Here is a 21,674-nt window from a genome sequence, read left to right as displayed (position 1 = left end):
GGCTACATACGTCGGTTGATGGTCATTTCGTCAACTCAAAACGCCGAATGCGGCGTTTTGCCCCCAAGCTTTGGCTCTTCTACACTTAAGCACAGGTAAGACCATGTTGCACTGCCCACCCAAGCTCGCGCTCACCATAGCATACTCGGGATTCGTTTTGGCGAGCACAATGGTCCCAGCGCTGGCTGCGGATCCGACCGGCGACTGGCGCGTGGCTGACGGTGTCGCCCATATCCGGGTCGCACAATGCAACGGCAGCCTCTGGGGCGCAGTCGCCTGGGAGAAGACCCCCGGCGGCAAGGATACGCATAATCCGGACGCCGCGAAGCAAAGCCGGCCCACGCTCGGCATGCCGATCCTGATCGACATGAAGAAGAAGGCGGGCACGGATGCGTGGGAGGGCCAAGTCTATAATGCCAAGGACGGTCAGCTCTACAGCTCTACGATCAAGCCAATTGGCTCTGACAAGCTCGAGATTCAAGGCTGCGTGCTGGGCTTTCTCTGCGGCGGCGAAACCTGGACCCGCGTTGGGCCTCCGATTCCCTCCAGCGCCGCTGGCAGCACGCCCCCTGCCAACAGCATGGCCAAGGGCGCCGCGCCCAAAGGTGCATCGCAGCAGGCAGCCGCTCCGACGCCGCCCAAGACCACCGGCTCGGTGAGCTCGGCTCCCGCCACCGCGCCGGCCGCGTCTTCCAAGCAACCGGCCGGCCAGAAGCAGGCAGCAGCCGTCCCAGCCGCCCCATCAGGTGACGTCGTCGGCGATATCTGCCTCCTTCCGGACGTCGCGCGGTTTACCCATTAGTGCCGGCTGGAAGAGCAGCACCGCAGCGAGAGTCGTGACCAGCGACAGCGCGAGCAATTTGCCCATGCTCGCGGTTCCTGGATGACTTGAAAGCCACAGGCTGCCGAACGCCGTTGCCGTCGTCAGCGCGCTGAAAAAGATTGCTCGCGTCAGGCTCGACTGCAGCAGATTCGTTCTGCCCTGACGCCAGGCGGTGACGTAATAGATCTTGAAGGCGACGCCGACGCCGAGCAACAGCGGCAGCGCGACGATGTTGGCGAAGTTCAGCGGCAGCCCGATCAGCACGCAGATTTCCAGCGTCACGGCGCCCGCGACCAGCAGCGGCACGATCGTCATCAGCACGTCGGCGATGCGCCGCAGCGTCAGCCAGAGCAGCAGGCTGATCACGATCAGCGACCAGATGCCGGCGTGGATGAACGCCTTCACCACAGTATCGCCGGACTTCAGGATCGAGACCGGGCCGCCGATCGCGGTCGGCTCGGCCGCGAGCACGGCGGCGGCGAATTTGCGCAGCGTATCGTTGTCGTTCGGATCGCCCTTCGGCAGGGCCTCCACCCGTATCAGCCCGTCCTTGGCCTTCCATTGGCGTACCAGTTCCTCCGGCAGCGACTTCAGGGTGACGGTCTGGGCCTGCAGCATGTCCCTCAGCTGGTCGAGCACCACCTTGAGCGGCGAAACGAACACGTTCTGCGCCTTATCGCGCGTCGCCTGATTCGAATCGGCGAGCTTGGTCAGCGCATCCGCAAGCCGGCGCGCAGCCACGGCGCCGGCGTTCTTGATGTCGCCGGCTGTCTTGCGGAGGTTGTCGGCCGAGCTCTTCAGGGACTCGACATTCTCCTGGTCGGTCGGCGGCGCATCGATCGAATCCGGATTGAGCGCCGGGTTGAGCATCTTAGCCGCCTGCGCGATCAGCTTCAGCTTGGCCGGCTGATCGGTCGGCACGAAGCTGTCGAGCGACCGGACGCTCAACACCTCCGGCAGCTTCTCCAGCCTCTCCTCGATCTTCCTGGCGTCGGCTTCCGAATGCGTCATCACGTTGATCGCATTGGCGCCGGTGTTCGGGTCCCGCCTCAGATCGAGGAAGGTCGCGATCGATTCGACGTGCGAGTTGCGCAGGTTGATCGGATTGAAGTCGAACTTCATGTAGTAGAGCAGCGGCAGGCCGGCGATCACCAGCGCAAGCGTGCAGATGATGATCGCGACGCGATGCTTCTCCAGGAAGTGGTCAACGGGCGCGAGAAACGCGTAACCGACCGGCTCCTTCTCGCCGGGCGGATTGAGCAGATCGAGGAGCGCCGGCAGTGTGGTGATGCTGGTGAGGAACGCGATCAGCATGCCGGCGCCGGCGATCTTGCCGAGCTCGGAAATGCCCTTGTAGTCGGTCGGCAGGAAGCACAGGAAGCCGGCGGCGGTGGCCATCGCCGCAAGCGACAGCGGCACCGCCGAGCGCCGCGCCGCGTTCTCCAGCGCCAGCGTCAAGTTGTCGTTCTTGAAGCGTTCGGAGCGGTAGCGGACGCTGAACTGGATGCCGAAATCGACCCCGAGGCCGACGAACAGCACGGCAAAGGCGATCGACAACAGGTTGAGCGAGCCGACCATCATCAGGCCGACGGCCGTGGTGATGGCAAGCCCGATGAACAGGTTCAGGAACACGGCGAAGATGATCTTGGCCGAATGCAGCGCGAGCCACAGGATCACCAATACGATCAGCACGGTGCCGATGCCGTTGATGACGGCGCCGTCCTGCACGGTGGCATATTCCTCGTTCGCGATCGGGACCGGCCCGGTGAGGCGGACGCGCGCGCCATATTCGCTTGCGAATTTCAGGTCCGCAGCCGCCTGCCGGATCGCATCGGTCGCTGCCTTGCCGGGCTCCAGCGCCTGATAGTCGAGCACCGGCTTGAACTCGATGAAGGCGCGCTTGTCCGAATCGGTCAGCGGCTTATCGCTGGTGAGCTCCCGCCAGGAGAAGGTCGGATTGCCCTTGTTGCTGAGGACATCCTCGACCGTCTGAGAGATCAGGTTGAAGGGCCGCGCGGCATTCTCGAGCTTGGCCTGCCCGCGCTTGACGCCGGCAAGGCCGGTCTCCAGCGCACCGGTGAGGCCGCGGATCGAAGGATCGCCGGCCATGATCTCGATCAGGGGCGCGGCTGATTCGAGCTCGCCGGTGACCTGCGCGACTTCCTCGGTCGGCAGAAACAGAAGCCCGTTCTTCTCGAAGAATTCGCCGGAGCCGAGCGGGGTGACCGATTCGAAATGCTCGGTGTCACCGGTAAGCTTATCGGCCAGCGCCTTGGCCGCCAGACCCGTGAGTTCCGGCGTGGGCGCCTCCACGACGGCAAGAATCAGGCGCTCGCGGTCGAAAGCTTCCTCAAACTTGATGTCGCGCTGGCGCCAGTCGAGGTTGGGCGAGATCAGCGTATTGATGTCGGTATTGATCGTGAAGTTGCGCGCCGCATAATAGCCCGCCGCCACCGCAAGAATCAGCGAGAGCACGACGACAGGGACGGCAAATCGCGTGCACGTCTTAACAATCGAGACAACAATACGTGTCAGCACTTCATTTCTTTCTGATCTCAGGAAGCACGCCGAAAACGCCCGCTATGTAGCGGAGTTCCCAGGGCCGATCTAATGTTGTTTCGACCGCCCGACCGCTGGTTCACGAAGCAGCGTCGAAAACGGCCGGAACGGCGTTGCGCGCGGTATATCCCGCCCCAGCGGGCAATAAAGTGACGAACAAGTGAGATGGGTTGGGCATTAATGCCGCAGTTTTAGGTATTTTGATACCTTAAAATGGTAACCCGAGTGATAACCGTTCCGTAATCCGGCTTTCCTAGACGCTCATTTTTTGACACAAAGCGCTCTTCTTCCGTGCGCTTGGGGGTGGGCTTAAGTGCAGGAACCGGTGGTGTGGATATTGCAGCAGGCAGGACATGCCGGCTGCAGTATTCGGTCGCGCGGGTTTTCGGATCAGGATTGGTGCAATTTGCTTAACGGACGTCCCATGGAGGTTTTTCTAGCGCAGCCGCGGGGGTTTTGCGCCGGCGTGGTGCGCGCCATCGAGATCGTCGAGCGGGCGCTCGAGAAATACGGGCCGCCGGTCTATGTGCGGCACGAGATCGTCCATAACAAATACGTCGTCGAAAGCCTGAAGAACAAGGGCGCGATCTTCGTCGAGGACCTTTCCGAGGTTCCGGCGAACGCGGTGACCGTGTTCAGCGCCCATGGCGTGGCGCGCAGCGTCGAGGAAGAGGCCGCCGCACGCGGCCTGCCGGTGCTCAACGCCACCTGCCCGCTGGTCACCAAGGTTCACAACCAGGGCAAGCGCTATATGTCGAAGGGCCGGGCATTGATCCTGATCGGGCATGCCGGCCACCCCGAGGTCGAGGGAACCATGGGCCAGGTTCCAGGCCCCGTGCTGCTGGTCCAGAGTGTCGAGGACGTCAAGGCCCTGACGCTGCCGGCTGATACGCCAGTCGCCTACATCACCCAGACCACACTGAGCGTAGATGACACACGTGAGATTATTCTGGCGCTCCAGGCGCGGTTTACAGACATTCAAGGCCCTGACATCCGCGATATCTGTTATGCCACACAGAACCGCCAATCCGCGGTAAGGGACCTGAGCAAGCTGGTGGATGTCATCCTGGTGGTTGGGGCCGCCAATAGTTCCAATTCCAATCGGTTGCGCGAGATCGGCACCGAGGCCGGTGTCGCCAGTTACCTCATTGCCGATGGCACCGAACTCAACTCGGAATGGCTGAACAATGCGAAGACCGTCGGCATCACGGCAGGTGCCTCGGCACCCGAAGTGCTGGTCGACGACGTGATCGAGGCGTTGCGGCGCATCGGACCGGTCAAGGTGTCGGTCCTGTCGGGCCGGGAAGAGAACATCGAATTCCGCCTGCCGGCCGAACTGACCGCGGGCTGACCCAAACTAGGTCGTGAGAGTCGAGAGAGAAAGAATGGCAATACCCTTCTTCAAGGAACTCCGCATCGGCGGCTATCTGCTCAAGCAGAAGCTGCGGGGCCGCAAGCGCTATCCGCTCGTGCTGATGCTGGAGCCGCTGTTTCGCTGCAATCTCGCCTGCGTCGGCTGCGGCAAGATCGATTATCCGGATGCGATCCTCAACCGTCGCATGACCGCCCAGGAATGCTGGGACGCGGCCGACGAGTGCGGCGCGCCGATGGTCGCGATCCCCGGCGGCGAGCCGCTGATCCACAAGGAGATCGGCGAGATCGTCCGCGGCCTGGTGGCGCGTAAGAAGTTCGTCTCACTCTGCACCAACGCGCTGCTTCTGGAAAAGAAGCTCGACCTGTTCGAGCCGTCGCCATACCTGTTCTTCTCCGTGCATCTGGATGGCCTGAAGGATCACCACGACAAGGCGGTGTCGCAGAAGGGCGTGTTCGACCGCGCGGTGTCCGCGATCAAGGCGGCGAAGGCGCGCGGCTTCACCGTCAACGTCAATGCCACCATCTTCGACGGGCATCCGGCGGAAGAAATCGCCAAATTCCTCGACTTCACCACCGAGCTTGGCGTCGGCGTCTCGATGTCGCCGGGCTACGCCTATGAGCGCGCGCCGGACCAGGAGCATTTCCTCAACCGCACCAAGACCAAGAAGCTGTTCCGCGACGTCTTTGCACTCGGCAAGGGCAAGAAGTGGAATTTCATGCATTCCGGCTTGTTCCTCGACTTCCTGGCCGGCAACCAGGAATACGAGTGCACGCCGTGGGGCATGCCGGCGCGCAACATCTTCGGCTGGCAGAAGCCCTGCTATCTGCTCGGCGAAGGCTACGCCAAGACCTTCAAGGAGCTGATGGAGACCACGGACTGGGATTCCTACGGCACCGGCAAGTATGAGAAGTGCGCCGACTGCATGGCGCATTGCGGCTACGAGCCGACCGCGGCGATCGCAGCGCTCAACAACCCGCTGAAGGCAGCGTGGGTCTCGATGCGCGGCATCCGCACCAAGGGTCCGATGGCGCCCGAGATCGACCTCTCGAAGCAACGCCCGGCGCAGTACATCTTCTCGGAGCAGGTCCAGAAGAAACTCTCCGAGATCCGCCGCGACGAAGCGGCCGCCGCCCAGCAGAAGGCCGCGCAGAAAGCCTCAACCGCCGCGTAAGCCGCGAGCGACAATCGAATAGGCAAAAGGCCCGACCGTCGATGACGGTCGGGCCTTTTGTTTTGTCCGTAGCCCGTTTACCACGCCCACCGCCGTCATTCCGGGGCGTGCGCAGCACGAGCCCGGAATCCATCAAGCGGTAGGTGATGGCGGAGAAATGGATTCCGGGCTCGATGCTTCGCATCGCCCCGGAATGACAGCCCCGTTGTTGCCAAGCTTCGTAGCCCGGGAGGAGTGCAGCGTAACCCGGGATTTTCTGAGCCAGCGTTTACACCGGTCCCGGGTTACGCTGACGCTTCACCCGGGCTACGGCCTCAGCAGCTACGCCGCCGAGCGAATCGGCTCCACGGGGACGAGGGTCTCGCCACCCAGGAGGAAGCCACGGCAGCCGCGCAAGGAGCGCAGCGCGCGGTTGAAGTCGATTCCGGTCGAGACCAGCGAGCGCAGCGTCAGCGGGTTGCGCGCCACCCCGCGCAGGACCTTGCGCAGGTCGATGTCGCCGTTCGGCTTGACCGCGGTCTTCGCCAATTCCGGCAGCGCGCGGTGGGCGGGATCGCTGATCACCCGGAGCGCCGCGAACGGGACGCCCGCCCTGGCCGCGTAGGCCGCAGCGATGTGGCTCTCCATATCGACGGCGGCAGCGCCGGTTTCGGAGCGCAGCGCCGCCTTGCAGGCCCTGGCCGCAATCACCTGCTCAACGCCCGCGAGCCCGCCCCTGACGATCTTGCGGCGCTTCAAGGTGGCGCTGGCAACCATCTCGTCGTTCAAGGCCATATCGGCCAAGAATCGGGTGTCGCCGGAAAGCACCTCCGTCGCCACTACGACGTCACCCGATCGCAACGCCGGATCGAGCCCGCCGGCCACGCCGAACGAGATCACGCCGCGGAACGATGACGAATCGAGTGTCGCCAATAGCGCACGAAGCTGCTGCGGATCGCTGGAACTGCAAATAACGATCATGCCGGGCCCTGCCGCGATGCGGGCCTCCTGCACTAACCCCGTTACGATCAAGACCGGCCGCGGATCCAGCATTTTCCCCACAGTCGCGGCGGCCCCCGCCCCCAAGCTCACATTCCGACCCCTACCACCCTGCTGTTCGTGCTTCGCAAATTCCGATACCGCGCTAGCGCCCAGAGCGGGAAGAACTTGGAGTAGCCATGATAACGCAAGTAAAACACACGCGGGAAGCCCGTAGCCGTGAAGCGCTGCTCCTCCCAGAGTCCTTTTTCGCTCTGTGTGCTTTTTAGGTACTCCACCCCCCCTCGAACTGCGGGGTTTTCGACTTCTCCCGCCGCCATCAGCGCGAGCAAAGCCCATGCCGTTTGCGAGGAGGTCGAAGGCGCGGCCTCATAGCCCCGATAGTCGAGCCGGTAGCTGACGGCGTCCTCGCCCCAACCGCCGTCCTGATTCTGGACCGACACCAGCCAGTCGACCGCCTTCCGAATCATCGGGTCCTGATGGTCGACGCCGGCGGCGTTGAGCGCGCAGAGCACCGACCAGGTGCCGTAGATGTAGTTCAGCCCCCAGCGGCCGAACCAGGAACCTTCGGCAAGCTGGGTGCGGCGCAGATAAGCAACGCCGTCAGCAACCGCTTTGCTGGTCTTTTCGGTCTCGCCGAGCTGCGCCAGCATCGAGACGCAGCGCGCGGTGACGTCCTCGGTCGGCGGATCGAGCAGCGCGCCATGGTCGGAGAACGGGATGTTGTTGAGGTAATATTCGAGGTTGTTGACGTCGAAGGCGGCCCAGCCGCCGTCGCGGCTCTGCAAGCCCTCGATCCATTCGCGGGCGCGGGCAATCGCCGCATCGTACTCCTTGGTGCCGGTATAGCGGCGCGCCCGATCCATCGCCATGACCACCACAGCGGTGTCATCGAGGTCGGGATAGTGGTCGTTGTTATACTGGAACGCCCAGCCGCCCGGCCGGACGTCGGGCGCCTTCACTGCCCAGTCGCCCTTGAAATCGAGCACCTGCCGCGGCTTCAGCCAATCGAGCCCCTGCTTGGCCTTGGCAAAGGTCTCCTCGCCGCCGACCTCCTCCAGCGCGTGGCAGGTCAGCGCAGTGTCCCACACCGGCGATACGCAGGGCTGGCAATAGGCCTCGTTGTCGCGGATCACCAGGAGCTTCTCGAGGCCGCGCCGCGTGGCGGCACGCGGCGGATAGTTCTCGTCCTTGCCGAGCGCGTCATACATCATCACGATGTTGGCCATCGGCGGATAGATCGCGCCCATGCCGTCCTCGCCGTTCAACCGCTCTTCGATGAAGGCGAGCGCGGCATCGATCGCACGCTGGCGCAGGCTCTTGGTAAATAGCGGCTCGACTACGCGCAGAACGCTATCGAGTCCGCGGAACAGCAGGAACCAGCCCCAGCTCTGATGCGGCGCCTTCGGCGGCATGCCGACCGACTTGGGATCCTGCAGGAACAGTTCGTCGAGGCCGACGCCCTTCGGGTTCTTGGCCCGCGGCTTCAGCGCGGCCAGGACCATCAACGGCACCATCGTGGTGCGCGCCCAGTAAGAGATCTTGTTGATGTGGAACGGCGACCACATCGGCAGCAGCATGATCTCGACCGGCAGCACCGGCGTCGCGCGCCAGGTCACGATACCAAACAGCGCCAGCAGGAAGCGGGTGAAGACGTTGGAGCCCGCGGCTCCGCCGCGCGAACGGATCGCCTCGCGCGCTTTCACCATATGCGGCGCGTCGACGGAATCGCCGATCACCTTCAGCGCGAAATAGGCCTTCACGCTCGCGCTCATATCGAACGGACCGTCATGCACCAAGGGCCAACCGCCATGGGCGCCCTGCACACGGCGAAGGTAGTTGCCGATCTTCGCCTCCAGCCCGCTGTCGACGGGCTCGCCCAGATAGTGGCACAGCAGCACATATTCCGCCGGGATCGTGCTGTCGGCCTCGAGTTCGAACACCCAATGTCCGTCGGATTGCCGATGGCCGAGCAGCGCCTCGGTCGCCGTGGAGATGCTCTTCTCCAGTGCGATCGGATCGACGGCGGCGGTATCGTTGACGGCATCCATTTTGTTCGATTTCTCCTTCTCTTGAACGTGCTGCTGCTACGTGCGCCGGTGTATGTCAGTGCCTCGCCAGGACCAGATCGGCGGCGCGGTCACCCGACCGCACCGATCCCTCGATCGTTGCCGGCAGTCCCGTATCAGTCCAATCGCCGGCGAGAAACAGGTTTTTATAGGCCGTGACCGCGCCGGGGCGCAGAGCGTGCTGTTCCGGCGTGGCCTCGAATGTGGCACGGCGCTCGCGCACGATCTGCCAAGCGGGCAATGGAGGCAATTCGCCGGAAATGCCGGCGGCCTTGCAGACATCGCGCCAGATCGCCTGGGCGAGTTCCTCGCGCGGCATGTCGACGAGACGATCGCCATTGCTGATCGTGACCGAGAGCCGCTGCGGGAACGCGAACAACCATTCGACGAGGCCGCCGATCACGCCGAGGATCGGCGCAGCATTGGGCGGCGGATCGAAGCGGAAATGCGCGTTCACGATGGCGCGGAATTTGGTCGGCGTCTTCAGGCCCGGCACCAGCGATGCCGCAGCGCGCGGCGGGACCGCGAGCACCACCGCGTCAGTGGGCGCCAGATCGATCGTATCGTCGCCGAATTTCAGTTCGCTGACATGATCGGACACTGTGCCGAACTGTCGCAGCTCATGGCCGAGCCGCACGCTCGAACCCCTCTCCTGCAGCAGCTTCACCGCGGGTTCGATCAGGACCGAGCTCAAACCGTCGCGCGCAATCAGCGGCCGGCAGGACTCGCCGCCGGCAAGCAGCGTCTCGCGTACGATCGCACCGGCCAATCCCGCCGAGCCCTCGGGCGGGTCGACATTGAGCGCGGCGAGCAACAGCGGCTGCACCAGACGATCGTACAGCGTGCCTTTGCATGCGATGGTATCGCCGACCCGCTTGTCGGTGCCGGCCCAGACGATCGGCGCCAGGGCGAGGTAGTCGCGTAAGCTCGTGTCGGGAACCCGGCGCGCTTCGTCGAACACCCAAAGCGGCAGGCGGGAAGCGCCGAGATCGAGTTCCCAGCGCTTGCCGGTTGCAAGATCGACCAAGGGAAATTTCGCGCGTTCCGGCCCGACCAGCCCGGCTTCGGTGCCGATCGATTTTGCATAGGCCAGGGCATGGCGGTTGCCGGACAGCAACAGGTGATTGCCGTTGTCGATGGTGAGATTGGTCGCGGCGTCGAAATAAGAGCGGCAACGGCCGCCGGTTTGCTGCGTCGCCTCGTGGACGTGCACCGTGTAGTTCGCGCTCGAAAGGCGAACGGCTGCCGAGAGGCCGGAAATACCGGCGCCGATGATATGAACGGTCTTTTGCATCAGATGTCAGATGAACGCGTAACGAAGAAGAATGCCGATCTTTTGCATCTTGCCGACGCGAACGGGCTCGCGTGGCGTTGCAAAACCCCTGATGATCAGGAGATCGAGGATCGCGCGATAGTATTTCGACATGATCCGTGGCGCGCGCACCGCGCGCCGCGAATTACGCTTCATGATGTCATCCGCCTTCTCGAAATGTTTCTTCGCCCGGTCGGCAAGCGGCAGGCACACTTTCGGCAAGTTGCGCTCGGCGATCACCCGCTGGGGCTCGTTAGACGTAATGCCGGCATGGAGCAGCATCTCGCGCGGCAGATAGAGCCGGCCGAGGCCGGCGTCCTCGTCGACGTCGCGCAGGATGTTGGTGAGCTGCAGCGCCCGGCCAAGATGATGCGCGAGCAGGACGCCGTCCTCCTCGGGCAGGCCGAACACCCGCACCGAGAGCCGGCCGACCGCGCTCGCCACGCGGTCGCAATAGAGATCGAGCGTCGCCATGTCGGGGGCGCGGATGTCCTGCGGCACATCCATCTCCATGCCGTCGACGATAGCAAGAAAGTCCTCGCGCTTCAGGCCGAAGGACTTGACCGAGGCAACATAGTCCTTGAGCCGCGGCGGCGGATTGCCCTGGTACAGCGCATCGATATCGTCACGCCATTGCTGCAACGCGGCCAGCCGCTCGTCGCGCGGACCGTGGGAATCGGCGATATCGTCGACCTGGCGGCAAAAGCTGTAGATCAGGAACATCGCATCGCGCTGCGCGCGCGGCAGGATCCGCATCGCGGCGTAGAACGAACTGCCGGACGCGGTGGTGCCATAGTCTTCTGCGTTGGCCGCCGCCGTCTCAACGCTCATGCGCCGGCCGCCGTTTTTGACACCGGCCGGCGCCCGATGGCGCGACGGGCCAATTCGCCGGCGACGCCGCCGAGGCTGTTGCCGAGCATTTCGAGCGGACTGAGATGCACGCGCTCGCTGAGGGGATCGCGCACCTTCAGCATGTTCACGATCCTGTCGGCAAATGCCTGGATCACGGATATCTCCAGACCCAACCGCAGATCCTTCACCTCGGCGGCGAGCGACTTGCTTTCGGCAAGCAGCGTCTCGGTGCGCACCGCGAGCGCCTGCAGGCATTGCAGCAGCGACGGTGGAGACTTCGGCTCCCCGAGCATCTCGACGGTCGCGCCGGATGCGGCCAGCGCATCGCGCGGCAGGTAGATACGGTTGAGATTCTTGTAGTCCTTGGCGCAATCCTGCAGGTGGTTGTTGATCTGCAAGCCCGCGCATAGCGCGTCCGACGCCGCCCAGGTGGACGTGCTCTCGCCGTGGACATCGAGCATGAAACGGCCGACCGGCATCGCCGAGTAGCGGCAGTAATGGATCACCTCGTCCCAGTTCTCGTAGCGCAGCTTTGTCACATCCATGCGGAACGCGACCAGCACGTCCAGCGCGTGGCGCGGCGGCATCGCTCGCTCGGCGAGTGCACGGCGCAGGTTGACGGCTTCCTTTTGGGTATCACCCTCACCCAGGAGCTCCTTCTCGAGCAGATCGAGATAATGGAGCTTTTCGTCCGCCGGCAACGTTGCGTGGTCGGCGATGTCGTCGGCGGTGCGGACGAAATTATAGAAGGAAAGGATCAGGGCGCGGTGACGCGGATGAATGATCCACGACGCGACCGGAAAATTCTCGTCGCGGTGGGTCTTCCCGGATCGCAGTTCGCTCGCGCTTGTCATCAGGAACCGGCCACATTCGCCCTGGCTAAGGCACATGCGCCAGAAGTTGCGCGCATGCGGTGGATTGCGTGCCCCATATAGGGGAATACGCGACCAAAACCAATGCTGTATGGGCAATGTGCGCGGCGCCTGTGCCCAATATCACACAGTGGGCATAGGCTCTCTTGCGGCAATTTTTCGCGTGCAAAATACGGCGTTACTGCCCGTGGCTCTTCAATACCTGGTCGCAGGCCGCGCTGATCTTGGTGCGGTTCTCCTTCAGGCAGGCGAGGATGGTGAAATCGCCCTGATCGATCACCGCGCGGCAGTGCTTCTGAACGTCGCGGGTGCAGGCCTTCTGTTCCTCAGGCGTGCCGCTGCGCGATTGCTGCTGGGCGAAGGCGTCAGATGAAAACGGGATCGACAACAGCGCGAGGGCCAATAGAACTTTACGCATCGTATTCCTTCATTTTCGACAGCAAAAAACCCTGTTCCGGAAATTGCGTTTCGGCAGGACCCGGCGCGGATTTATTGGGATTTGCGCCGCCGCGTAGCAAAGCGACGAAGAAAGGACAAGCGCCGCTAAATGCGGCCAAATTTGCGGTGCTGTAAAGGGCCATCTAATCAGTTGAAAAACCAAGAAATTCCTTTCGATCACGGTTCGCTACAGACTGTTGCAGCGCAGATGCCGATATCAGATGAACAGACATGACGTGAGATGCGGCTTGATTCTGTCGAGCAAAAATGGCCTGTTTCCCGCGATTCCGCCGGCTATGACAGGCAGGGTGGGTCGTTTGAACCTGTGGGATCGCGATCAACACTAAGTGTTCGATGCGGCGAGGCGTATCTTGAAGAAGGTCGTCGATTTTTGATGGGAAAACTCACAATGAAGCGGTTTGGTTTGGGCTTGTTCGGGCGCGCGATCGCGGCGGCCGGCATTGGCGCGGTGGTCATGTTGTCGGTCAGCGCGGGCAACGCCCAATCGTCGGGACCATTCGCTGGCTTTGACGGATCGTGGAGCGGTTCGGGCACCGTTGCGCTCTCCAACGGCACCACGGAACGGATCCGCTGCAAGGCCAGCTACAAGGTCAACGCCACCGGGCTTGGCCTGAAGCAGAGCCTGAATTGCGCCAGCGACAGCTATAAGTTCGACCTCTCCAGCGACGTAACGAGCCAGGGTGAGCGCATCTCCGGCAACTGGAGCGAGAGGAGCCGCAACATCTTCGGCAACCTGCAGGGTACCGCGGGCGGCGGCCAGATCGAGGTGTTCGTCGAGGCGTCCGGATTCGCCGCCACGCTGAACCTGCGCGCCCACGGCAACAGGCAGGTCGTGCAGATCGACTCCAAGGGCGAGATCCGCGGCGTCAACATCACCCTGACGAAGGGCTGACACTCTCGCGAATTCTGTGGCCCGGGTGAAGCGACAGCGCAACCCGGGCTACGACACTGTCGCAGCACCGTCCCAACGCGCGCAGAAGCCCTCGATGTCGGTCGACTGGAATTCGGGAAGGCGCGCCATGATGGTTTCGAACGGCCAATCCCACCACGCGATCCGCGCGAGCTGCGCCGCGATCTTGCGATTGAACCGCTCGCGGATCTGCCGGGCCGGCACGCCGCCGACGATGGTGTAAGGCGCCACATCGCGCGTCACCACGGCGCCCGCCGCCAGCACCGCGCCGTCCCCTACCGTGACACCGGGCAGGACGATGGCGGCGTGGCCGATCCACACATCGTTGCCGATCACCACCCGATCGTCCCTCCGCTCGGCGAAGAAGCCGCGATCACGCTCGGCCGTCTCACAGTAATATTCGGGACAATAGGTGAAACGGTGCAGCGACGGACGGTCGATCGGATGGTTCGGTGCCCCGATCCGGACCTGCGCGGCGATGGCGCAGAACCGGCCGATCTCTGCATCCCCGACCATGCAGCCGGGGCCGAGATAGGAGAAATCGCCGAGCTCCGAATATTCGACGGAGGTATCGCCGAGGATCTCGCAGCACTTGCCGATCGTGCTCTCGCGCAGCTTGACCGTCGGCTCGATGACGGTGTCGGCAATCTTCGGGCGCGGACGCGGCGCTTCATTCATTTTGATGTCTTCCTGTTTCGTGAGGCGGGAGCTTCATTCAGCCTAGCCGACCTCGCCATCGATATTCAGCACCTCGCGGGCAACGTCAATGAAGCTGCGCACGAAGCGCAGTTCGCGCTTGTCGACGGGAGCAAGGAGATAATATGTGAAGGTCTCGCTCATGTCGGTGATCTCGATGCCAACCAGCTCACTTGATGCCGACAGGCTGTCCTCAGGCCACAAGCCGACACCTACGCCGTGTTGCACAGCCTCTTTCACGACGGGAAATGTCGTGGTCTTCACGAGACGCGTCAGAGTGATGCCGAGTTCGCGACACCTCTGGTGCAGCAGGCGCTGCGTCAGCGAGCCATCCTCCGGCACGATCACCGCCTCGTCCACGAGGTCGCGCAGCGAAAGCCTCCTGCGGCGCGCCAATGCATGGCCGCGACACATATAGGCCCGGTAGCGCGCCCGCGTCAGCGGCAGGCTGTAGAGCTGCTCATCGATCACCGGATCGGCCACGATGGCAACATCGACGGCGCGTTCATGCAAACGCTCCATGGCCAGCGTCCAACTCACCAGCGTGAACTCGATCTGGACGCGCGGGTAGAGCGTCGTATAGCGGGCGATCACGGGCATCGCCGGGCGCGGCGCATTGGCGACCACGCTCAAATGTCCGCCGGACATCTCGCTGTAATTGGCAACCTTCTCCTCGATCAATTGCTCGAGTGTCCGCAGCCTGTCCGAGACCGAAAACAACTCGCGACCGGCGCGCGTCAGCTCCAATCCGTCACGGCGGCGGACGAAGAGCTTGATCCCCATCGTGCGCTCGAGGTTTGCGACATGCTGGGTCACTGACGATTGAGTGACGCCGAGTTTTTCGGCCGCACGGGTGAAACTCCCCTCCCGCGCGGAATGGGTGAAGGCGCCGATCTGATACGGATTTGCCCGCATCGGGCCCGACCTCGCAATCGCAGTTCAACAACCTGCGCTGCTCCGTCCATTAGCACGGCTAATATGACGTCACGGTGACGTTAATCTGGCTGGCTACGCGTGGCCAAGCTTCTCATCACGCGAGACTCTCACCGTGATGACGCAGTGATGACCATCGTCCGAGGACAACGATATGCAGCTCAGCGCTTCGCGGATTCTGACCACCCACGTCGGCAGCCTGCCACGTCCGCATGAACTCGAAGCGATGCTGCTGCGCCGGGAGAAGCGCGAACTGGACGCATCAAGACGGCGCAGGGCGCGGAGATTAGCATCACGGCGGCTTTGGAAACGCTGAGGGAAGAGCGATCGGCCGCGCGCAAAGCGCAACTCGATGTCTCGGTGCCGGCGGCGATTTACCGCACAAGAAGCCGGTGCCCTGCCCGAGGAAGCATTCCAACCCGTCACGCAAGTGTCAGACGCGTTCCTTAACGCTGACGCAACGCGACAAAGGCTCCGGGGAATAGATCGAATGGCGAGCATTGAACTTTCAGCCATCAGGAAATCCTTTGATGGCACGGAGATATTGAAGGGCGTCGACCTCAGGATCGAGGATGGCGAGTTCATCTCGCTGGTCGGTCCCTCTGGCTGCGGCAAATCAACGCTGCTGCGCGTGATCGCAGGTCTCGAGCCGCAGAGCGCGGGCGAGGTCAGGATCGATGGCGTCGCTGCCGACGGGATCAGGCCGAACGCGCGCAACCTCGCGATGGTGTTCCAGTCCTACGCGCTCTATCCGCACTTGAGCGCGTTCGACAACATCGCGGTGCCCTTGCGCATGCGGCGCCTCTCGGCGATCGAACGCCTGCCCCTCCTCGGCGCGCTGCTGCCGAGCCGGCGCCGCAAGGAACGCGGCATCCGCGAGGATGTGGCAAAGGTCGCCGAACAGCTCGAAATCGCGCATTTGCTCGGTCGCAAGCCGGCGCAATTGTCGGGCGGACAGCGGCAGCGCATCGCGGTCGGACGCGCCATCGTGCGCCAGCCGGTGGCCTTCCTGTTCGACGAGCCGCTGTCCAACCTCGACGCCAAGCTGCGCGTCCATATGCGCGCCGAGCTCGCGCAACTGCACCGCCGGCTGAACACCACCTTCGTCTACGTCACCCATGACCAGGCCGAGGCGATGACGATGTCGAGCCGGATCGCCGTGATGATCGGCGGTGAGCTGGTGCAGGTCGGCACGCCCACCGACATCTACGACAACCCGCGCGATATCCGCGTCGCCGAATTCGTCGGCAGCCCGAAGATCAACATCCTGCCCGGACGGATCCGCGACGACGGCCGCATCGAGGCGCTCGGTATCGCATTGCGATTGACGAGCCCTACCGCGCCGGGCCCCTGCCGGATCGGCGTGCGCCCCGAGCGGATCGAGCTCGGCGGCGGGCCGTTCTCCGGCCACGTCGTACACGTCGAGAACATGGGCTCGGAAGCGTTCGTGCATCTCGGCATCAATGGCAGCGACGCGCGTCTCGTGGCGCGTATCGACGACCCGAGACGACTGCCGCCGATCGCAACCCCGGTCTCATTCGGCTTCGCGACGGATGCCGTGCGCGCCTTCAACGCCGAGGGCAAACGGATCGAGGTCGAGATCGAGCACACCGAGCGCGTGCGGGAGCGGGCCATTGTCTGACGCCGCAACGATCGACACTGCCGCCGTCGCCGCGCCGGCGGCGAGCGCAGCCCTGCGCAAACGCAACCACCGCGCATCGACGGCCTACGGCCTGGTCGCGCCGGCTTTCACGCTGATGCTGCTCATGCTGCTCGGCCCGCTGGCGAGCGTGATCGCGCTCTCCTTCACCGACTATCAGCTCGGCGCTCCCGCCTTCTCCTGGATCGGCCTTGCCAACTACCAGGACATGTTCACCGACAGGGTATTCTGGGTCTCGCTGCGCAACACGCTGACCTACGTCGTCATCGTGGTGCCGGGCGCCGTGACGCTCGGGCTCGGCATCGCGCTTCTGATCGAAAGCGGCACCAGCCTGCGCAGCCTCTACCGCACCATCTATTTCCTGCCGGTGATGGCGACGCTGATCGCGATGGCTGTGGTCTGGGAGTTCATGCTGCATCCGCAGTTCGGCCTGGTGAACGGGCTGTTGCGCGGCGCCGGGCTACCGGCCTTTAGCTGGCTGCAGGACCGCGGCACCGCGCTCTATGCGCTCTGCGCGATCGGCATCTGGCAGGCGGTCGGCTTCAACATGGTGCTGTTCCTTGCCGGCCTGGTGTCGATCCCGAAGCAGCTCTACGAGGCCGCCGAAATCGATGGCGCCGCCAGCGCCTGGGCGCGGTTTCGCCTGGTGACCTGGCCGATGCTTGGCCCGGTGACGACTTTCGTGATCGTGATCAGCGGCATCCGCTCGTTCCAGGTGTTCGACACCGTGCACATCCTCACCAAAGGCGGGCCGTCGAAATCCACGGAGGTGCTGATCCACACCATGTACACCGAGGGATTCGAGTTCTTCCGCTCAGGCTACGGCGCCGCGCTCACGGTCGTGTTCCTGGTCTTCGTCCTCCTGCTCACCTTGATCAAAGCGAGGCTCGCCGATCGCGGCGTGCAATACGCATGAACAGTATCCGCACCATTCCGCTCTGGCCCGCCGTCCGCCATTTGCTCCTGATTACGGGCGCCATGGTGCTGCTGGCCCCGTTCATCTGGATGATTTCCACGGCCTCGAAGCCGCCGGAGGAAGTCTTCTCCAGCGAGCTGCACCTGATCCCGCATCATTTCGCGCTATGGGACAATCTGAAAATCGCCTTCGCCAAAGCCAATCTCTGGCGCTTCCTGCTCAACGGCGTGATCGTCACCATCTCGATCTTCGTGCTGCAGGTGCTGATCGCGCTGCCCGCCGCCTATGCGCTGGCGAAGCTGCGTTTCCTCGGCCGCGACACGCTTTTCGCGCTGGTGCTGTTCGGAATCCTGATTCCGCCGCAGGCCACTGCGATCCCGGTGTTCCTGCTGCTGCATAAGCTCGGCCTGCTCGACAGCTATGCGGCGCTCGTGCTGCCGTTCACGATTTCTGTGTTCGGCATCTTCCTGATGCGCCAGTTCTTCAAGTCGGTCCCCGACGATCTCGTGGACGCGGCGCGCATGGACGGCATCTCCGAGTTCGGCATCGTCTGGCGTGTGATGCTGCCTGCCGCGATCCCCGCGGTCACCGCCTTCGGCATCTTCTCCGTGGTCGCGCACTGGAACGATTATTTCTGGCCGCTGATCGTGCTCAACAGCGAGCAACTGCGCACCCCGCCGCTGGCGGTGGCGCATTTCCGCAACAACGAGGCCGGCACCAATTACGGCCCGCTGATGGCGGCGGCGATGGTGATCATCGCGCCGCTCCTGATCGCCTTCCTACTCGCGCAGCGTCGCTTCATCGAAGGCATCACGCTGACCGGAATCAAGTAACGCCGTCATCTCAAACAGGAGCCTGTCCTATGCTGAAATCGTGGATCGCCGGAGCCGTGCTGTCGCTTGCCGCCAGCGCGTCGCTGGCACAAACGCAGACCGAGATCGTGCTGCAATATCCGTATCCGGAACTGTTCGCCGAGACTCACAAGCGCATCGCCGAAGAGTTCGCCAAGGAGCGGCCCGACATCAAGATCACGCTGCGCGCGCCTTACGAATCCTATGAGGACGCTACCCAGAAGGTGCTGCGCGAAGCGGTCACGAACCAGATGCCCGACGTCACCTTCCAGGGCCTGAACCGCATCCGCGTGCTCGTCGACAAGAACATCCCGGCCCAGCTCGACAACTACATCGCCGCCGAGAAGAATTTCGACCGCCAGGGTTTCCACCAGGCGATGTTCGACATCGGCACCGCCAGCGGGAAGATCTATGCCCTGCCCTTCGCGATCTCGCTGCCGATCGTCTATGTCAATCTCGACCTGTTGAAGCAGGCCGGCGGCGATCCCAACAACCTGCCGAAGACCTGGGACGAGCTGATCGCACAAGCGAAGAAGATCAAGGCGCTCGGCCCTGACATCAACGGCGTGACCTATGTCTGGGACATCACCGGCAACTGGCTGTGGCAGGCTCCGGTGTTCGCGCGCGGCGGCACCATGCTGAATACCGACGAGACCAAAGTCGCCTTCGACGGTCCCGAAGGGCAGTTCGCGATCCGCATGCTCGCCCGCCTCGTCAATGAAGGCGGCATGCCGAACCTCGACCAGCCCGCGATGCGCGCGGCCTTTGCCGCCGGCAAGACCGGTTTCCACATCACCTCGACCTCCGATCTGAACAAAGTCACCCAGATGATCGGCGGCAAGTTCGAGCTCAAGACCCACACCTTCCCGGACGTCGCATCGCCGAACGGACGCCTGCCGGCGGGCGGCAATGTCGTGATGATCCTGTCCAAGGACAAAGCCAAGCGCGACGCGGCATGGGAAGTCGTGAAGTTCTGGGCCGGTCCGAAGGGTGCGGCAATCATGGCCGAGACCACCGGCTACATGCCGGCCAACAAGGTCGCCAACGAAGTCTACCTGAAAGACTTCTACTTGAAGAACCCGAACAACTACACCGCGGTGAGCCAGATGGCGCTGCTGACCAAATGGTACGCCTTCCCCGGCGATAACGGCCTCAAGATCACCGACGTGATCAAGGACCACATGAACTCGATCATCAGCGGCGCGCGCTCCAAGGAGGCTGATGCCGTGCTCTCCGAGATGACCGCCGACGTGCAGAAGCTGCTGCCGAAGACATCAGGCGCGGCGCGCTAAAGCATGATCCGGAAAAGTGTGAAGCGGTTTTCCGAAAAGATCATGCTCAAATAATAGCCTAAAGCGCGATGATGATTCATCCTCATCTCATCGCGCTTTAGGACCTTTCGAAACCCGCTGCGGGGCGTATCATGCGCCCCGCAGCTCATTGCGGAGCGCCCCCATGAAACTCATCCATATGAGCGATATCCACCTGACTGCGCCGGGTTCGACCATCGGTGGCCGCGATCCGCGGAAGAACTTTGAACGCGCGCTGACCCACGTCCTCAGGGATCACCATGATGCCGAACTGATGGTGATCACCGGCGACCTTTCGGATTGGGGCGACCGTGACGACTATCAATGGCTGAAGCAACGCCTCGAATCCTTCCCAATCCCGGTGCGGCTGTGCATCGGCAACCACGACAACCGCGCCAACTTCCTCGGCGTGTTTCCCGACCTCGCCGGAGAGGGCGGCTTCGTACAGGGCGTCCATGACCTGCCCGCCGCGCGCTGCCTGTTCCTCGACACCGCGCATCCCGGGACACACGCCGGCCGGTATTGCGACGAACGGCTCGGCTGGCTCGCGGCGCGGCTTGCTGAGCATGACGGACCGTTCCTGCTCTTCATGCATCACAACCCGATGCCGACGCATATTGCGCCGCTCGATCAGATCCGTCTGCTCGATGACGCCGCCTTCCGGCGATTGGTGGCGCGGCATCGCGAGCAAATCCGGCATATCTTCTTCGGCCATTGCCACCTGCCGCTCGCGGGATCGGTCGCCGGCATTCCCGTCTCCTCGCTGCGCGGCACCAACCATGCGAGCTATCCGCTGTTCGCCGAAACAGAGGTCCTGTGCGCGTCGGATCTGCCTGAAGCCTACGGCGTTGTGTTCTTGGGCGAGGATTACGTCACCGTACACATGGTGGAATTCGGCTACGATGGTCCGCTCCGCATCGAGGGTTCGCCCGACTATCAGACCTGGAACCGGGAGACCATGGTGCGATGAAGTTTGTCGTCCTGACCGATACCCATTTCGTCGCTAGCGGCCGCAGGATCTACGGTCTAGATCCGGCGGAGCGGCTCGCGGCCGCGATCACCTGCATCAACCGTGACCATCCCGACCTTGCCTTCGTCATCGTCACCGGCGACCTCGCCCATTGGGGCGAGGACGCGGCTTACGAGCATCTTGCCAACGTGCTGGCGCTTCTGAACGCGCCGACCATCCTGATGATGGGCAATCACGACCGCCGCGATACGTTCGGCCGCTATTTTCCTGGCGTTGTCAGAGACGGCGACGGCTTTGTGCAATCCATGCAGGTATTCGACGCCGCGACCATCGTCGCCCTCGACACGTTGAACGAGGCGGCTCCGAACCATGAGGGCCTGCTCTGCGAGCGCCGCCTCGCCTTCCTCGAGCATGCGCTGACCTCAGCGCCGAACGACCGTCCGCTGCTCTTATTCCAGCATCACCCGCCGTTCGACACCGGCCTGCGCTACATGGACACCATTCGCCTTGCGAATCCGGACGCCGAGTGGGAGGTGATCGCGCGCACGCGCCGGCCGGACTACCTGTTCATGGGCCATCTGCACCGGCCGATCGCAGGACTCTGGAACGGCATCCCCTTCCACATCCAGCGCGCGCTGGTGCACCAGGTCGCATTTGACCTCGATACCCAGGGCCACATTCCCGGCTCGCACGAGGCGCCGGACTATTCGCATGTCACGGTGAGCAGTGGACAGATCGTGATCCACCAATGCTCGTTCATGTATGTCGGGCCGAGGTTCTCGCTGCACGACAAGGCGGCGCTGAATGGGGCTCTGGGGTAGACGATTTGCTTTCCTTCACCTCCACGCTCGCGGGGTGCAGTTCGTAGCCCGGGTGAAGCGAACGCGTAACTCGGGACATCAGCATCAGCGTTCCGCGCGGCCCCGGGTACGTTGGCGCTCCACCCGGGCTACAGTTA

General features: G+C 63.3%; 20 protein-coding genes. 10 read left to right on the top strand and 10 right to left on the bottom strand.

The genetic code is table 11. The features are described from left to right. Positions 1 to 103: 103 nt before the first annotated feature. Positions 104 to 802, top strand: coding sequence for a DUF2147 domain-containing protein (locus tag ACZIRK_RS28045; RefSeq protein WP_474418567.1), 699 nt, complete (start codon positions 104 to 106; stop codon positions 800 to 802). Here the strand turns inward: ACZIRK_RS28045 and hpnN are convergent. Next, entirely contained in the window at positions 743 to 3,361 is a 2,619-nt protein-coding gene (gene hpnN, locus ACZIRK_RS28040) for a hopanoid transporter HpnN (protein WP_130224306.1), read from the bottom strand. The two genes, ACZIRK_RS28045 and hpnN, sit on opposite strands and share 60 nt — an antisense overlap. A 445-nt stretch (positions 3,362 to 3,806) precedes the next feature. Between hpnN and ispH the strand changes: the two genes are divergently transcribed. Next, positions 3,807 to 4,733, top strand: coding sequence for a 4-hydroxy-3-methylbut-2-enyl diphosphate reductase (gene ispH / locus ACZIRK_RS28035; protein ID WP_130224307.1), 927 nt, complete (start codon positions 3,807 to 3,809; stop codon positions 4,731 to 4,733). A gap of 34 nt (positions 4,734 to 4,767) precedes the next feature. Continuing rightward, positions 4,768 to 5,928 carry an adenosyl-hopene transferase HpnH gene (hpnH, locus tag ACZIRK_RS28030; protein ID WP_028167170.1) on the top strand — a complete coding sequence of 387 codons (1,161 nt, stop codon included), beginning with the start codon at positions 4,768 to 4,770 and terminating at the stop codon, positions 5,926 to 5,928. A 321-nt stretch (positions 5,929 to 6,249) separates the two neighbouring features. Here the strand turns inward: hpnH and ACZIRK_RS28025 are convergent, their stop codons facing one another. The 7 genes from ACZIRK_RS28025 to ACZIRK_RS27995 form a co-directional block, all read right to left on the bottom strand. Beyond that, positions 6,250 to 6,999 carry a phosphorylase gene (locus ACZIRK_RS28025; RefSeq protein WP_028167171.1) on the bottom strand — a complete coding sequence of 250 codons (750 nt, stop codon included), beginning with the start codon at positions 6,997 to 6,999 and terminating at the stop codon, positions 6,250 to 6,252. After that, complete coding sequence (shc, locus tag ACZIRK_RS28020) at positions 6,996 to 8,957, bottom strand: squalene--hopene cyclase (protein WP_130224308.1); 1,962 nt, start codon at positions 8,955 to 8,957, stop codon at positions 6,996 to 6,998. Before shc ends, ACZIRK_RS28025 begins: the two co-directional genes overlap by 4 nt. Before the next feature lie 55 nt (positions 8,958 to 9,012). Continuing rightward, positions 9,013 to 10,269 carry a hydroxysqualene dehydroxylase HpnE gene (hpnE, locus tag ACZIRK_RS28015; protein WP_474418566.1) on the bottom strand — a complete coding sequence of 419 codons (1,257 nt, stop codon included), beginning with the start codon at positions 10,267 to 10,269 and terminating at the stop codon, positions 9,013 to 9,015. A 6-nt stretch (positions 10,270 to 10,275) separates the two neighbouring features. Further along, a complete protein-coding gene (gene hpnD, locus ACZIRK_RS28010; RefSeq protein WP_130224310.1) occupies positions 10,276 to 11,118 on the bottom strand; it encodes a presqualene diphosphate synthase HpnD in 843 nt (280 codons plus the stop codon). Beyond that, entirely contained in the window at positions 11,115 to 11,993 is an 879-nt protein-coding gene (gene hpnC / locus ACZIRK_RS28005; RefSeq protein WP_028167175.1) for a squalene synthase HpnC, read from the bottom strand. The genes hpnD and hpnC overlap by 4 nt, the downstream gene beginning before the upstream one ends. Before the next feature lie 196 nt (positions 11,994 to 12,189). Continuing rightward, positions 12,190 to 12,429 (bottom strand): cysteine rich repeat-containing protein, encoded by a 240-nt coding sequence (locus ACZIRK_RS28000; RefSeq protein WP_028167176.1) that lies wholly within the window; start codon positions 12,427 to 12,429, stop codon positions 12,190 to 12,192. Then, positions 12,422 to 12,592 carry a hypothetical protein gene (locus ACZIRK_RS27995; protein ID WP_155255431.1) on the bottom strand — a complete coding sequence of 57 codons (171 nt, stop codon included), beginning with the start codon at positions 12,590 to 12,592 and terminating at the stop codon, positions 12,422 to 12,424. The genes ACZIRK_RS28000 and ACZIRK_RS27995 overlap by 8 nt, the downstream gene beginning before the upstream one ends. Before the next feature lie 266 nt (positions 12,593 to 12,858). Between ACZIRK_RS27995 and ACZIRK_RS27990 the strand changes: the two genes are divergently transcribed. Beyond that, on the top strand, positions 12,859 to 13,362 hold the full coding sequence (locus tag ACZIRK_RS27990) for a hypothetical protein (RefSeq protein WP_130224311.1): 504 nt from the start codon (positions 12,859 to 12,861) through the stop codon (positions 13,360 to 13,362). A 48-nt stretch (positions 13,363 to 13,410) separates the two neighbouring features. On the opposite strand, the gene ACZIRK_RS27985 is transcribed toward ACZIRK_RS27990, so the two are convergent. Both ACZIRK_RS27985 and ACZIRK_RS27980 read right to left on the bottom strand, forming a co-directional pair. Beyond that, positions 13,411 to 14,058, bottom strand: coding sequence for a DapH/DapD/GlmU-related protein (locus ACZIRK_RS27985; RefSeq protein ID WP_130224312.1), 648 nt, complete (start codon positions 14,056 to 14,058; stop codon positions 13,411 to 13,413). Positions 14,059 to 14,100: 42 nt separating this feature from the next. Next, positions 14,101 to 14,991, bottom strand: coding sequence for a LysR family transcriptional regulator (locus ACZIRK_RS27980; RefSeq protein WP_130224314.1), 891 nt, complete (start codon positions 14,989 to 14,991; stop codon positions 14,101 to 14,103). A 508-nt stretch (positions 14,992 to 15,499) separates the two neighbouring features. Between ACZIRK_RS27980 and ACZIRK_RS27975 the strand changes: the two genes are divergently transcribed. From ACZIRK_RS27975 to ACZIRK_RS27950, 6 genes are all read left to right on the top strand, one after another. Then, positions 15,500 to 16,651: an ABC transporter ATP-binding protein gene (locus ACZIRK_RS27975; protein WP_130224316.1), complete on the top strand. Its 1,152-nt coding sequence runs from the start codon at positions 15,500 to 15,502 to the stop codon at positions 16,649 to 16,651. Beyond that, positions 16,644 to 17,585, top strand: a complete 942-nt coding sequence (locus tag ACZIRK_RS27970; RefSeq protein ID WP_245474576.1) for a carbohydrate ABC transporter permease — start codon at positions 16,644 to 16,646, stop codon at positions 17,583 to 17,585. The genes ACZIRK_RS27975 and ACZIRK_RS27970 overlap by 8 nt, the downstream gene beginning before the upstream one ends. After that, positions 17,582 to 18,418 (top strand): carbohydrate ABC transporter permease, encoded by an 837-nt coding sequence (locus tag ACZIRK_RS27965; protein WP_130224320.1) that lies wholly within the window; start codon positions 17,582 to 17,584, stop codon positions 18,416 to 18,418. The genes ACZIRK_RS27970 and ACZIRK_RS27965 overlap by 4 nt, the downstream gene beginning before the upstream one ends. Before the next feature lie 29 nt (positions 18,419 to 18,447). Then, a complete protein-coding gene (locus ACZIRK_RS27960) occupies positions 18,448 to 19,728 on the top strand; it encodes an ABC transporter substrate-binding protein (RefSeq protein ID WP_130224322.1) in 1,281 nt (426 codons plus the stop codon). A 163-nt stretch (positions 19,729 to 19,891) separates the two neighbouring features. Continuing rightward, entirely contained in the window at positions 19,892 to 20,716 is an 825-nt protein-coding gene (locus tag ACZIRK_RS27955) for a phosphodiesterase (protein ID WP_474418565.1), read from the top strand. Then, the gene (locus ACZIRK_RS27950) at positions 20,713 to 21,537 is read left to right on the top strand and encodes a phosphodiesterase (protein WP_130224326.1); all 825 of its coding nucleotides are present in this window, start codon (positions 20,713 to 20,715) and stop codon (positions 21,535 to 21,537) included. Before ACZIRK_RS27955 ends, ACZIRK_RS27950 begins: the two co-directional genes overlap by 4 nt. Positions 21,538 to 21,674: the final 137 nt, after the last annotated feature.

Source organism: Bradyrhizobium sp. Leo114, from assembly GCF_055229415.2.
Note: the sequence above shows the minus strand (reverse complement) of the source record. Positions and strands in the feature narration are given on the sequence as shown.